Source organism: Hoeflea ulvae (assembly GCF_026619435.1).
Lineage (GTDB): Bacteria > Pseudomonadota > Alphaproteobacteria > Rhizobiales > Rhizobiaceae > Hoeflea > Hoeflea ulvae.
In genome coordinates this window covers 694,123-707,813 of record NZ_JAOVZQ010000001.1, presented here as the reverse complement: position 1 = coordinate 707,813, position 13,691 = coordinate 694,123, and the positions used below count along the sequence as shown (strand labels likewise).

Here is a 13,691-nt window from a genome sequence, read left to right as displayed (position 1 = left end):
TGCCCGAACACATCATTCCACGGGTTCCGCGAATAGACTGCTCGTGCCGGGTTGTGTGATTCGCACTTTGACAATGTCACCGATTTTCCCGAGCTTTGCATCAACTATTACCGGTTGCAGCCAGGGTGAACGGCCCACAATCTGGTCAGTGTTGCGTCCGGGTTTCTCCAGCAGCAATTCGACGGTCTTGCCCACGCATTGCTGGCCGAACTCGCGGGTCTGCTGGCTCAGCAGCTCCTGCAGCCGCAACAGCCGCTCGGTCTTGACCGCCTCATCGACCTGGTTGTCCATGCCTGCGCCCGGCGTACCGGGACGGATGGAATATTTGAACGAAAAGGCGGCGGCATATCTGACGTCGCGGATCAATTGCATGGTGTCTTCGAAATCGGCATCGGTCTCGCCGGGAAAGCCGACGATGAAATCGCCCGACAGCGCAATGTCGGGCCGGGCGGCGCGGATGCGGTCGACCAGCCGGCGGTAATCGGCGCCGGTGTGGCGGCGGTTCATCGCCTTGAGAATGCGGTCCGAACCCGACTGAACCGGCAGATGCAGATAGGGCATCAGCTCGGGCAGGTCGCCATGGGCGGCGATCAGCGCGTCATCCATGTCGCGCGGATGGCTGGTGGTGTAGCGCAGCCGGTCGATGCCGTCGATTGTCGCCAGGCGGCGGAGCAGCTCGCCCAGCCCCCATTCGCGCCCATCCGCACCCTTGCCGTGCCAGGCATTGACGTTCTGGCCCAGCAGCGTGATCTCGCGCACGCCGGCTGCGGCCAGACGCTCGGCCTCGAGCAGGATCCGGTCGACGGGCCGGGAGACTTCCGAGCCGCGGGTATAGGGCACCACACAGAAGGTGCAGAACTTGTCGCAGCCTTCCTGCACCGTGAGAAAGGCAGCAACACCGCGGGCGCGGATGGATTTTTCCGGCGCGACGGGCAGACCGTCGAACTTGTCTTCGGCGGGAAAATCGGTTTCGACAACGCGCTCGCCGCGCCGTGCCTTTGCCAGCGCTTCGGGCAGCAGATGATAGGTCTGCGGGCCGATGACCACATCGACCACCGGCGCACGGCGGATGATCTCGCTTCCCTCGGCCTGGGCGACGCAGCCGGCAACGGCCACCATCAGATCGCCGCCATCGGCATTGCGCTGTTTTTTCAGCTTGGCCAGACGTCCGAGCTGCGAATAGACCTTCTCGGCGGCTTTCTCGCGAATATGGCAGGTGTTGATCAGCACCAGATCGGCGGCCTCGACCGAATCGACGGTCTGGTAGCCGTCGCGGGTCAGGGCGTCGCCCATGCGCTCGCTGTCATAGACATTCATCTGGCAGCCATAGGTCTTGACGAAGACCTTCTTGGGTTCAGCGTTGGACGGTTTGGCATCTGGCGTAAGGAGTGCTTGTGTCATGGGGGGCTTTTAGCTGCAAAACAGTGGCTTGAAAATGGCGATTCACGCATTGAGTTTTCCGCGCAGCGCCGCATTGAGGCCATCGCGCACCCGCGCCTCGACAAGCCGGGCGGTTTTCTTGCGGTCCATGCTGGCATCAAAGGCAATGGCGTCACCGAAAACCACATCGACATCGAGCGCGCCATGACGGATGGCGCGCAGCAGATGCGGTGCCAGCGCCACGTCGCCGGGCCAGCCGGCCACCGGCCGGTGATAGCGGCCCATGGCCATGCCGTGAATGCCGGTATAGGCGATCGACACCGGCTGAATATGCACCTTGCCTTCCGGCGCATGGGCAAGCGCCGCGCTGGCGGCGCCGAACAGCGACGAATTGAACGGCATCACCCGGTTGCCGTCCGATGTGGTGCCCTCGGCAAACAGCACCACCACCTCTCCTGCCAGCAGCCGCTCGGAGACCTCGGAAATCTGCGTGCCGGTCTTGCGCCGCTCCGCGCGGACGACGAACACCGAGCGCTGCAGCCGCGCCAGCCAGCCAAGCACCGGCCAGTCACGGACTTCCGACTTGGCGATGAACACCACCTCGGCGACCGAGCCCAGAACCAGAATGTCCTTCCAGGAGACGTGATTGGAGACCAGAAGCAGCGGACGGTCGGGCGAAAGGCTGCCATGGGACCGCACCCGGAGCCCGATGGTGCGGCACATGATCCGGTGCCACCAGCGCGGCAACCGCCGCATCACCGAATGGCCCAGGCCCAGCGCGATCATCTGCACCGGCAACAGCGCACAGGTCAGCACGAGAAAGGCCGCCCCGACAAGGACCAGGCGCAGCGCGGCGATCATGGCCGGACAGACGATACAGGAATGCGCGCGGGCCCCGTGCTCACGGCGGGCTAGGTCTTGTCGGTCTTGAGCGGAATTCCGTACAGTTCGAGCCGATGATCGACCAGCCGGAAGCCGTGTTCGCGCGCGATGCGCTCCTGCAGCGCCTCGATCTCGGGCGAATGGAACTCGATCACCGTGCCGGTGCGCAGATCGATGAGGTGATCGTGATGTTCCTCGGGCACGGTCTCGTAGCGCGAGCGGCCGTCGCGGAAATCATGCCGCTCGATGATGCCTATATCCTCGAACAGTTTGACCGTGCGGTAGACGGTGGACATGGAAATGCGCGAATCAACCAGCACCGCGCGCCGGTGCAGTTCCTCGACATCGGGATGATCATCGGCGCCGTCGAGCACCCGGGCAATGACGCGCCGCTGCTCGGTCATGCGCATTCCGCGCTCGGCACATCTGTCTTCCAAGGGTTTCTGCTCGTCCATCACCTGCCCCGCCCGCTTGTGTGCAGAGGATTTGCCGACGCCAATGGAGCCGACGATCCCTTGGGGACTAACGAAGATCACAGCGCATGACAAGCGCAGTCGTGCGCGCAGCACCTTCCTGGACGTAATAGGCCCGCCGTTCGCCGACCTGGACGAATTTGAGCTTGCGGTACATCGTGACAGCCGCAAGGTTGGTCTCGTCGACCTCGAGGAACATTTCCTCCGCGCCACGGCGCTTGGCTTCCTGCATGGCGCTGCGCATCAGCCGCCAGCCGAGCCCGCTGCGGCGCTGTTTCGGGGTGATGCCGATCGACAGGATCTCGGCTTCGCCGGCGGCCTCGCGGCACAGCACGAAACCGGCCGCACCGTCGCGGGCGCGGCCTTCCGGACAGGCCAGAAAGCCGAACACGGATGGCTGGGTAATCAGGCTCTCGAATTCCCCGTCACCCCAGGCGCGGGCGAAGGCCTCGCCGTGAATGCGCGACGCCGTGCGCGCATCCTTCATCTCGATCTCGAGAATCAGGCATTCCGGCTTGCGGCCAAACGGATTGAACACCATCAGGCCGGAACCTCGTGCGGCACGGCGAAGCCGGCCTGCGGCTTGGCGTCGGCTTCACGCAGATAGCGTGGTTCGGCGGGATTGGCCTGCGGATCGAGCCTTGCCGCCAGACGCGCCACATCCTCGATCCGAGGCGCCACCAGATCGGTCAGCACGTGGGGTTCGAGCGCGGCGTCAAGAGCGGCCAGCAATGGTGCGCCGCTGCCGCTGAGCGCGCATCGGGCTTCAAGCGCCAGCGCAACGGCCGCTGCAGGCGTGAGTTCGGCGGCAGGCGCAGACGGGCAGCCGTCAGCGCCGACCAGCAGCGCCCAGACGCAATCGCGCCCGGCATCGAGCACTGCCAGCACGGGCTTGCCGCTCTGCTGCGCAGCTGGGATCGCGATGGCTTCCAGCGACCCGACACCGACCACCGGCACGTCAAGCGCCAGCGCCAGCCCGCGGGCAAATGCGACGCCGACGCGGATGCCGGCAAAGGATCCGGGACCGATCGAAACACCGATCCGGCCGAGATCAGGCAGCGCCACGCCGGCTTCATCGAGAACAGATTGCAGGACAGCCGGCAGATGCTCGGCATGGCCGCGGCCGATATCCGGACTGGCAGACGCCAGGATCAGGTCCGTGTCATCCTGGAAAAGCGCTACGGAGCAGAACCGAGCGGAACAATCGATGGCAAGTGTCAACACCGGGCAGATCCGTTGAATTGGCCGCGCAGACAGCGCGCGGCACTACGTCACCGACGTCAATAAGGACATTGGCCAGCGCGGTAAAGGCAGGCGGCGGTCAGACGGCCTCGACTTCGCGCACTTCCGGCACGAAATGCTTGAGCAGATTCTGGATGCCGTGCTTGAGCGTTGCCGTCGAGGACGGGCAGCCGGCGCAGGCGCCCTTCATGTGCAGGAACACCGTACCTTCGCGGAAACCGCGGAATGTGATGTCGCCGCCGTCCTGAGCCACCGCCGGGCGAACCCGGGTCTCAAGCAGTTCCTTGATGGTGGCGACGATGACCTCGTCACCGTCCTCGAAGAATTCCTCGTCGGAGACAGGCGTGTCACTTTCCGCACCCGACAGGATCGGGGCGCCGGACATGAAATGTTCCATGATGGTGCCCAGCACGGCAGGCTTGAGGTGCTGCCAGTCCGGACCATCCTTGGTGATGGTGATGAAATCATAGCCGTAGAAAACGCCGGTGACGCCGGGGATGCCGAACAGCTTGGCCGCCAGCGGCGACGCCGTGCCGGCCTCGTCGACGCTGCGGTAATCCGCGGTGCCCTGGTCCATGACGACCTTGCCCGGAAGGAATTTCAGCGTGGCCGGATTGGGGGTGGATTCGGTCTGGATGAACATCTGCTATCTCCCTGCCTGGTCTCGGGACCGGCCAGTTTAGAACTCTTCAAAACAAGATAAGCCTCGAAGGCTCGTCAATCAAGGGCTATCGCAATCAACTCAGCGCATCGATTTCTTCATCGGAGAGCGCGTCGGGAATCACGGTGACCGGGATCGGGAACGCCGCGCCGCGTCCGGCAATCGAAGTCACCAGCGGACCGGGGCCGTCCTTGGCCGACCCTGCGGCCAGCACCAGGATGGCAATGTCCTGATCTTCCTCGATGACTGCGTGGATTTCCTCGGTGGTCTTGCCCTGCCGGATGACCACTTCGGGATCGATGCCGATGATCTGGCGCATCTTCTCGCTGGCCTTGGCAAGGGTGGCTTCCGCCTCCTCCATCGCCTCGGCGCGCATGATTTCCTCGACCCCCAGCCAGTGCTGAAAGTCGCCGGGTTCGATGACATAGACAAGAACCAGACCGCCGCCGGAATTGTGGGCGCGCATGCCGGCGTAGCGCATGGCGCGCTCACATTCCGGGGTGTCGTCAATGACAGCGAGAAACTTGCGCCGGTGTCCGGCTTCGCGTGAGAGTCGTCTTGATACCATGGGGCGGACAATGCCATCAGAGCGGTCTTTTCCGCAAGACCGTTTTTCGCGCCGTCCACCAGCACGGCAAAACGCCGTGCATCATGGAGACTGCACGGCGTTTTAACCTCTTGTATTCTATGAGAGACTCAGACGAATCCGATGATCTCGCGCACGTCGCTCATGGTCTTTTCGGCCAGAACATTGGCCCGCGCGCTGCCATCCTTGAGGATCGCATCGATGTGGCCGGGGTCGTCCATCAGCCGCGTCATCTCGGAGGTGATGGGGGCGAGAACCTCGACGGCAAGCTCGACCAGCGCCGGCTTGAATTCCGAGAATTGCCGGCCCGCATATTCGGCGAGCACATCCATGCGGGTGCGGTCGCTGAGCGCGGCATAGATGCCGAGCAGGTTCTGCGCCTCGGGCCGGCCCTCAAGCTCTTCGAGCGTGTCGGGCAAGGGTGCGGGATCGGTCTTGGCCTTGCGGATCTTCTTGGCGATGGTGTCGGAATCATCGGTCATGTTGATGCGCGAGAGATCGGACGGGTCTGATTTCGACATCTTCTTCGTGCCGTCGCGCAGGCTCATGACCCGCGGAGCCGGGCCGCCGATCAGCGGTTCGATCAAGGGGAAATAGCCCGAGACCTTTTCCTCGCCGACCATCATGTCGATGCCCAGCCCGGCATCTGAAATACGCGACGAGAAATCATTGTTGAATTTCTGGGCGATGTCGCGGGCAAGTTCGAGATGCTGCTTCTGGTCGTCGCCGACCGGCACATGGGTGGCGCGATAGAGCAGGATGTCGGCGGCCATCAGGCTCGGATAGGCGAGCAGGCCGAGCGAGGCCTTTTCGCGATCCTTGCCGGCCTTGTCCTTGAACTGGGTCATCCGGTTCATCCAGCCGATGCGGGCAACGCAATTGAAGACCCAGGCGAGTTCGGCATGGCCGGGAACGGAAGACTGGTTGAAGACAATGTGTTTGGCCGGATCAATGCCCGAGGCGATGAAGGCCGCGGCGATGGACCGGGTCTGGCCCTTGAGATCCTCATGCACCAGTTGCGCGGTGATCGAGTGCATGTCGACCACGCAGAACAGGCAGTCATGCTCTTCCTGAAGTGCCACGAACTTGCGGATCGCGCCGAGATAATTGCCAAGATGAAGATTGCCGGTGGGCTGAACACCGGAAAAGACCAGCGGCTTGAAAGTGGCGGACATGATGCGCTCCCGGCAGGCTTGTGGAGGGCCTGCATTCCTCGTTGAAATCGGGCGGGGTTATGCGGCTGCGGCCGGATGAGGTCAAGTCCCAAACGCAGCGATACCGCCAGGTCAGGCCTTCTTGCGGCGCCTGAGCAATCGGGCGAATTCGGCCCGGTTGAGCGCGCCGGTGGCAAAGGCGAAGCCGAAATAGACCACGGCCGCGGCGGCAATGGTTGCCAGCACGGAGGCCAGACGGACGAGCAGGCCTGCCTCCAGCAGCAGATGCGGGTACGTGGCCTCGGCCCACCACAGCAGTGCGCCCATCAGTGCCGCGCCGATCACGATCAGCCCGATCCGCCGGAGCGTGACCGCAGCCGGACGGAACAGGTCGCGCGAAATCAGCTGCTGGGCCAGATAGAATGCCGAAATCCAGCCGGCCAGACTGGTGGCGATCGCCAGACCGGTGACCCCGATGCGCGGAAACAGCAGCAGGCTGCCGGCGATGTTGATGACCACCGAGATCACCGAGGCCTTCAGCGGGGTGCGCATGTCCTCGCGGGCGTAGAACACCGGGGTGAAGATCTTGGTCAGCACGAAGGCCGGCAGGCCGATGGAGAAGGCGGACAGCACCGAAGCCGTGACCAGCGTGGTCTCACGGGTGAAGGCGCCGCGCTCGAACACCAGTGCGATGATCGGCTCGGGCAGCAGCGCCAGCCCGACGGCGGCGGGAACGGTGATCGCCAGGCCGAATTCGAGACTGCGGTTCTGCAGATATTGCGCTTCCTTCTTGTCGCCGGCCTGCAGCGCCCGTGACAGTTCGGGCAGCAGCACGACGCCGATGGCAATGCCGATCACGCCGAGCGGCAACTGGTTGAGCCGGTCGGCATAGTTGATGATGGCGATGGCCCCGTCCTGGGCCGAGGCAATGATCTGGCCGACCAGCAGGTTGATCTGGGTGATGCCGCCGGTCACCGCGGCCGGCAGCGCCAGCCACAGCAGGCGCTTGACGGCGGGCGTCAGCCTCGGCCGGACGAAACCGAGGCCAAAGCCTTCGCGCCTGAGCGCCCAGACCAGAAGTCCGAGCTGCAGCACTCCCGAGACGGTGACCGACCAGCCCAGAACCTCGCCGATGATTGGCGCCGACAGGTCCAGATAGCCGGCAGCGACGAGGCTCGCGACCAGCACCACATTGAGCAGCACCGGAGCCAGGGCCGCGAGGAAATAGCGCCGCAGCGAATTGAGAATGCCCGCCAGCATCGCCACCAGGCTCATTGCCGCCAGATAGGGAAACATGATCCGCGCCAGCAGCACGGTGAGCTCGAATTTTTCCGGGTCATCAGCGAATTTGGGCGCAATGACGGTGCCGACGAGGAACGGCATGAAGATCATTGCCAAAGCGCTGATCGCAAACAGAGAAAGCAGCAGCACCGACAGCACCTGTTCGGCGAATTTTCGCGCCGCCGCCGGGCCGCCGCCCTCGATCTCCCCGGCAAACAGCGGCACGAAGGCTGCGTTGAAAGCGCCTTCGGCAAACAGGCGCCGGAACAGGTTGGGAAAGCGGAACGCGGCGTAAAACGCATCGGCGACCGGCCCGGCGCCCAGAAAACCGGCGATCATCGCCTCGCGCACAAAGCCCAATACGCGGCTGGCCATGGTGGCACCGCCGACGCTTGCGAATTTCCTGATCAGGCTCATGCTGGCTTATCCGTGGTTGCGCGCGCGCTTCATGGGTCGGGGAAGATCTTCAGGCCGGCGTCCGGCCGCGGCGGGAGGAGCCCTGCGGCGCGATCATGCCCGAGGGCATCTTGTCGCGGACTTCGTCCTCTTCCTTGGCGAGCACCGCCTTGAGCCTTGCCGCGATGTTGAGCTGCCGGGTCTCGCTGGTGATCTTCATGCCGACGAGATCACGCACATAGAAGGTGTCCACCACCTTTTCGCCAAAGGTGGTGATATGCGCCGAGGCAATGTCGAGCGACAGGTCCGACAGCACCGAGGTCACCTCGGAGAGCAGGCCGGTGCGGTCAAGACATTCGAATTCGATGACCGTGAACTTGTTGGACAACGTGTTGGAGATGGTGACCTGGGGCTTGACGATGAAAGGCCGCGGCTTGCGCCTGGCGCCGGTCTTGCGGGCGATCACTTCCGGCATGTGGGTCTTGCCGGCCAGCACATCCTCGATCATCCGACCGATCGAGGCGCCGCGCCGGAGTTCGTCGGCGTCATCTGGCAGTTCGCGGTTGATCAGGATGGTGTCGAGGGCGCGACCGTCGGAGGTGGTGAAGACCTGCGCATCGGCGATGTTGGCGCCGGCAGCGGCGCAGGCGCCGGTGACGATGGACAAGAGCCGCGGATGGTCCGGCGACAGCAGCGTGATCTCGGTGATGGCATGAAACGCATTGGTGCGGACCATGGTGGCAAGCCGTTTGCCTGCCTTGTCGGTCTCGCGGATGAACTCGGCATGACGGAGCTGTTCTTCCAGCGGCACCGCCAGCAGATAGGGCTCGTAATGAAGCTTGAGATAGGCTGCGCGCTCCTTGTCGCTCCAGCCCGACAGCGCTTCGCCCAGCGCTTCGCGGGCATGCGCCGTGCGCTGCTTGCGCGAGACTTCGGAAAATCCGCCCGACAGCATCAGCTCGGTTTCGTAATAGAGCGTGCGCAGCAATTGCCCCTTCCAGCCGTTCCAGACCCCGGGGCCGACGGCGCGGATGTCGCACACCGACAGCACCAGCAGCATTTTCAGCCGCTCCAGGGTGCGGACCTTCTCGCCGAAATCGGTGATGGTCTTGCGGTCGTTGAGATCGCGCGTCTGCGCCACCATCGACATGGTCAGGTGTTCGGAAATCAGCCAGACCACGAGTTCTGTCTGGTTCGGCGTCAGACCCAGCCGCGGGCACAGCTTGCGCGCCACCTTGGCGCCGGCGGTGGAGTGGTCTTCGGGCCTTCCCTTGGCGATGTCGTGCAGGAACACCGCGACATAGAGCGCCTCGCGCTCCTCGATGCTGGGCAGAAGCTTGTTGGCCAGCGGATGCTCGCGCTCCTCCTCGCCCTTGTCGATGCTCGACAGCACCGCGACGGTGCGGATCAGATGCTCATCGACCGTGTAGTGGTGATACATGTTGAACTGCATCATCGCGACGATCTTGCCGAATTCCGGGATGAAACGGCCCAGCACGCCGGCCTCGTTCATGCGCCTGAGAATGATCGCCGGCTGGCGTCTTGATGTCAGGATCGACAGGAACAGCCGGTTGGCTTCCTCGTTTTCGCGCAGTTCGGCATTGATAAGCCGGAATGAGCGGGTGACGCGCTTGAGTGCGTCGGGATGGAACTCGAGCCCGCGTATATCGGCGAGATGAAACAGCCGGATGATGTTGACGGGATCGTTTTTGAACACATCCGCATTGGCAATGTTGATCCGGCCCTTGTCCTCGATGAAATCGAGCGTGCCGGGGATCTTGCGCGGACGGCTGGCGAAGCGGGTGATGACGCCGGTCAGGCCCGGCGCCTGCTTGGCCTGCTGGTCTTCCAGACCGGCGCAGAAGATGCGGGTCAGGTCGCCGACATCCTTGGCGACGAGAAAATAGTGCTTCATGAAGCGCTCGACCGCGGAGAGGCCGGGGTGATCCTGGTAGCCCAGGCCCGAGGCGATGTCGCGCTGGATGTCAAACGACAGCCGCTCTTCGGATTTTCCGGTGAGAAAATGCATGTGGCAGCGCACCGCCCAGAGAAAATCCTCGGCCTTGACGAACAGGTTGAACTCGCGCTTTGACAGCACGCCTAACCCGACAAGCTCCTTGGTGTCGCGGATATCGTAGAAATATTTGGCGATCCAGAACAGGGTGTTGAGATCGCGAAGCCCGCCCTTGCCTTCCTTGACATTGGGTTCGACCAGATAGCGGGTATCGCCGGATTTGCGGTGACGTTCGTCACGCTCGGCAAGCTTGGCGGCGATGAACTCCGGCCCGGTGCCCTCCACTACTTCATTGTCGTAGCGGTCGGCCAGATTGGCAAACAATGTGCGCTCGCCGCACAAAAACCGGGCTTCGAGAATGGCGGTGCGGATGGTCATGTCGGAGCGCGACAGCCGGATGCACTCATCGACATTGCGGGTGGCGTGGCCGACCTTCAGCCCCATGTCCCACAAGATATAGAGGATCCATTCGACCACCTGTTCGGTCCAGGCGGTGTTCTTGTAGGGCAGCACGAACAAGAGATCGATATCGGAGCCCGGCGCCAGGGTGCCGCGGCCATAGCCGCCGACAGCGGTGACGGTCATGCGTTCCGACGTCGAGGGGTTTTCGACGCGGTAGACATGGATGCTGGCGTAATCATAGAGCGCCGAAGTGATGACGTCCTGCAAATGCGAGATCCGGGTGGCGCAGGCTGTGCCGCCGCCATCGTCAAACAGCATGGTGCGGGCGGTTTCGCGGCCTTCGGCATTGACGCGCTTGACCTCGGCCAGCACCGCCTGCCGGGCCTCCAGGCTGGCGCCGCCATGCTCAGTGGCGATGGCGTCGAGGGTTTCACGCAACACCGCCGGATCGACAATCTGGTTGAGATTGAGGCTGTCTTCGGCGGTTTTCAACATGCTTCGAGGTCCTGGTCGCTGTCAGTGATCACGCTCGGCGCGCCAAGCGGGGCTGCTATAGCCTGTTTCGCAACGAAACGACAGTCCGCGACCGGAGGCTTTGCCAGGACCAAGCCCTCAGGTGGCAATGCGTTCGATGAACCAGTTGGTCAACCGGATCCAGACCTCGTCCTTTTCCGCCGCATCCTCGACGCCATGCTCGAGATTGGGATTGTCATTGACCTCGATGACAAAGACGCCGTCATCGGTTTCCTTGAGATCGACACCGTAAAGCCCGTCGCCCACCGAACAGGCGGCGCGCAGGCCGGTGTCGAGCACCAAGGGCGGCACCTGCGCCAGCGAGAACGACTTGAAGCCGCCTTCCAGCGGCTTGCCGCCGGTGTCGTGCTTGACGATCTGCCAATGCTGCTTGGCCATCAGATATTGCACGGCAAACAGCGGCTTGCCGCCGAGCACGCCGATGCGCCAGTCAAAACTGGTCGGCATGTATTTCTGCGCGATCAACACCTCGGAATCGTGCAGCCAGGCGCCGGCCAGCGCCTTGAGCTCCGCCATCGAGGCGACTTTCTTGACACCTCTGGAAAAGGACGAATCCGGCACTTTCAGTACCATCGGAAAGCCCAACAAATCGGCGGCGCGCTGGAAATCCTCCGGCCCGATCAGCATCACCGTAACGGGCACCGGGATGCCATTGGATGACATCAGCTCATCAAGATAGACCTTGTTGGTGCAGCGGATCATCGACACCGGATCATCAATCACCGGCATGCCCTCCTGCTGGGCGCGGCGGGCAAAGCGATAGGTGTGGTTGGAGATCGAGGTGGTTTCGCGGATGAACAGCGCGTCGAAATTGGCCAGACGCGGCAGATCCTTGCGGGTGATCGGCTCCACCGACACGCCCATCCGCGCCGCAATCCGCGACCAGTGCTTGAGACTGGAGATCGAAGACGGCGGCAGCGCCTCGTCGGGATCGACCAGGGTGGCGAAGGAATAGCGCGCCGGCGCCCGGGATTTTGCGTCTTTCCACTGCCGCGCGGTGTAGCGCGCCATGGCCTGAAACAACGTCTCGCGCCCGGCGTCATCGAGCTTGCCGAACGGCAACAACCCGATCCTGGAAATCGAGATCCAGTCTCCCTGCTTGAGCGTGAGTTCGAGAATGGGGGCGCGGAACCAGTCAAACAGCAGCCGGCCGAAGCGCTCGAGCCGCGGGTCGGTGCAGGTGCCGAAAAACACCCGCAGCCGCGAGGGCAGCGGATCGCCGGCCTGGCCGCGCAGGCTCTTGTTGAGCGTATCCTCGAGTTCAGGAACCGCGTTCTCGTAGAGCTTGCGGGCTGAGAGATCGATGATGGTCTCGACCGAGGGAATCACCCGCTGGCCGCGTGCCGCCGCCAGCAGCGAGGCGTAATAACCGCGGCTCTGATAGGCATAGGAGCGCGACAGGTTGATGATGTTGGGCCGCGCGCCGCGAAACATTTCCGGCTTGGCCAGGTAATCGCGGGTGGCGAGCACCTTGTGCTTGGTGGCGGTGTGGTCAAAGCCCGCCAGCGCGGTGGACAGAATGATCCAGTCAGACATGGAGCAAATTTCCCTTGATAAGGACTGCGGCGCGCAGGCCCGAGCGGCCGAAACGGGCGATCCGGTCAAACACGGCATAGGGCACCGGAATATTGGCGGCGTCATCGATGGTCTCGCCGACCTCGTCCTCGACCCAGGGGTCATGCACGAAGATGTGGCGGCCGTCATCGCCATGGGCAAGCACCCAGTGCGGAACCTTCTTGCCCATCATCAGATAGCCGCTGACCAGGATGATGGCGACATGGCCCTCGGCCAGCCGGTCGCGCAGCCAGTCAAGCGTGAACGCCTCCGAATGCACCGGCGTGCCGGCCTCGGCGACACGGGCGCGGAAATCGGTCTGCGCCAGTTCCATGACCCGGCGTTTTTCCGGATCGCGCACGGTTTCGAGAAACAGCATCTCTTCGGTGGAGCACCAGACTTCCGGATTGAGCCCGTGATCGCGCGCCACCATAGCCAGGCCAAAGGGTTCGCAGCCGCCGGGGCCCGACAACATGAACACGGTGGTGGCCTCGCGCCAGAGCCGGATTTCCCAGACCGGATCGAGAAAATTGGGCGAGCGGAACCGGGCCAGCGCCATCAGCAGGCAGGCCGAGCCGCAGGTGAAATCCGCGGTCTGTTCATAAAACGGGGTGCGGACAGCCGGAGATTCCGGCCCGCGCAGCAGCTTTTCGAACTTCAGCGCCGCCATCCCGTCGGCATAATAGTCGGCCACGCGGCCGATCCGGCGGTAGGACGCGTTTCTGTAGAGTGCGATGGCGGTCTCGTTGTCCTCGCGGACTTCGAGCCGCAAGAGAATCCGGTCGTGATCCATCGCGGCGGCTTCGGCGGCGGCGAGCAGTGCCCGGCCAAAGCCCTTACCGGTGTGGCCGGGGGCAACCGCCAGCGAATAGAGCCGGGCCAGTGCAGCACCCGCACGAAACAGGATCATGGCGTAGCCGCAGACCTCGCCACCGGCCTCGATGACAATGGTTTCGGCGGTCGGCCGGTCAATCAGCGTGCGGAAAGAGCGGCGGGAAATCCGGTCAGCGGAAAACACCGCGGTCTCGATGGCATCGAGCGCATCAATGTCGGAAATGGTGGCTGGGCGTATCCGCGGTGCGGACATGGGAGGTCCCGGAAAAACAAGTGATCACAGCCTTTGACGGCCTGC

At 63.5% G+C, this 13,691-nt stretch carries 12 protein-coding genes; all 12 read right to left on the bottom strand.

All coding sequences use genetic code 11. The features are described 5' to 3' along the window. Positions 1-12: 12 nt before the first annotated feature. Positions 13-1,401, bottom strand: coding sequence for a tRNA (N6-isopentenyl adenosine(37)-C2)-methylthiotransferase MiaB (gene miaB / locus OEG82_RS03445; RefSeq protein ID WP_267611079.1), 1,389 nt, complete (start codon positions 1,399-1,401; stop codon positions 13-15). Positions 1,402-1,443: 42 nt separating this feature from the next. Beyond that, positions 1,444-2,241, bottom strand: coding sequence for a lyso-ornithine lipid O-acyltransferase (gene olsA / locus OEG82_RS03440; RefSeq protein ID WP_267611078.1), 798 nt, complete (start codon positions 2,239-2,241; stop codon positions 1,444-1,446). Between the two features lie 50 nt (positions 2,242-2,291). Next, the gene (locus tag OEG82_RS03435; protein ID WP_267611077.1) at positions 2,292-2,717 is read right to left on the bottom strand and encodes a Fur family transcriptional regulator; all 426 of its coding nucleotides are present in this window, start codon (positions 2,715-2,717) and stop codon (positions 2,292-2,294) included. Positions 2,718-2,784: 67 nt separating this feature from the next. Continuing rightward, entirely contained in the window at positions 2,785-3,276 is a 492-nt protein-coding gene (locus OEG82_RS03430; RefSeq protein WP_267611076.1) for a GNAT family N-acetyltransferase, read from the bottom strand. Then, entirely contained in the window at positions 3,276-3,959 is a 684-nt protein-coding gene (gene tsaB / locus OEG82_RS03425) for a tRNA (adenosine(37)-N6)-threonylcarbamoyltransferase complex dimerization subunit type 1 TsaB (protein ID WP_267611075.1), read from the bottom strand. The genes OEG82_RS03430 and tsaB overlap by 1 nt, the downstream gene beginning before the upstream one ends. Before the next feature lie 97 nt (positions 3,960-4,056). After that, entirely contained in the window at positions 4,057-4,620 is a 564-nt protein-coding gene (locus tag OEG82_RS03420) for a NifU family protein (protein ID WP_267611074.1), read from the bottom strand. A gap of 94 nt (positions 4,621-4,714) precedes the next feature. Beyond that, entirely contained in the window at positions 4,715-5,206 is a 492-nt protein-coding gene (locus OEG82_RS03415; RefSeq protein ID WP_267611073.1) for a universal stress protein, read from the bottom strand. A 128-nt stretch (positions 5,207-5,334) separates the two neighbouring features. Continuing rightward, positions 5,335-6,399, bottom strand: coding sequence for a tryptophan--tRNA ligase (trpS, locus tag OEG82_RS03410; RefSeq protein ID WP_267611072.1), 1,065 nt, complete (start codon positions 6,397-6,399; stop codon positions 5,335-5,337). A 111-nt stretch (positions 6,400-6,510) separates the two neighbouring features. After that, positions 6,511-8,076, bottom strand: a complete 1,566-nt coding sequence (gene murJ, locus OEG82_RS03405; protein ID WP_267611071.1) for a murein biosynthesis integral membrane protein MurJ — start codon at positions 8,074-8,076, stop codon at positions 6,511-6,513. Positions 8,077-8,125: 49 nt separating this feature from the next. Next, positions 8,126-10,966, bottom strand: coding sequence for a [protein-PII] uridylyltransferase (locus OEG82_RS03400; RefSeq protein WP_267611070.1), 2,841 nt, complete (start codon positions 10,964-10,966; stop codon positions 8,126-8,128). A gap of 117 nt (positions 10,967-11,083) precedes the next feature. Beyond that, positions 11,084-12,541 (bottom strand): RimK family protein, encoded by a 1,458-nt coding sequence (locus OEG82_RS03395; RefSeq protein ID WP_267611069.1) that lies wholly within the window; start codon positions 12,539-12,541, stop codon positions 11,084-11,086. Next, entirely contained in the window at positions 12,534-13,646 is a 1,113-nt protein-coding gene (locus OEG82_RS03390; RefSeq protein WP_267611068.1) for a GNAT family N-acetyltransferase/peptidase C39 family protein, read from the bottom strand. Before OEG82_RS03390 ends, OEG82_RS03395 begins: the two co-directional genes overlap by 8 nt. Positions 13,647-13,691: the final 45 nt, after the last annotated feature.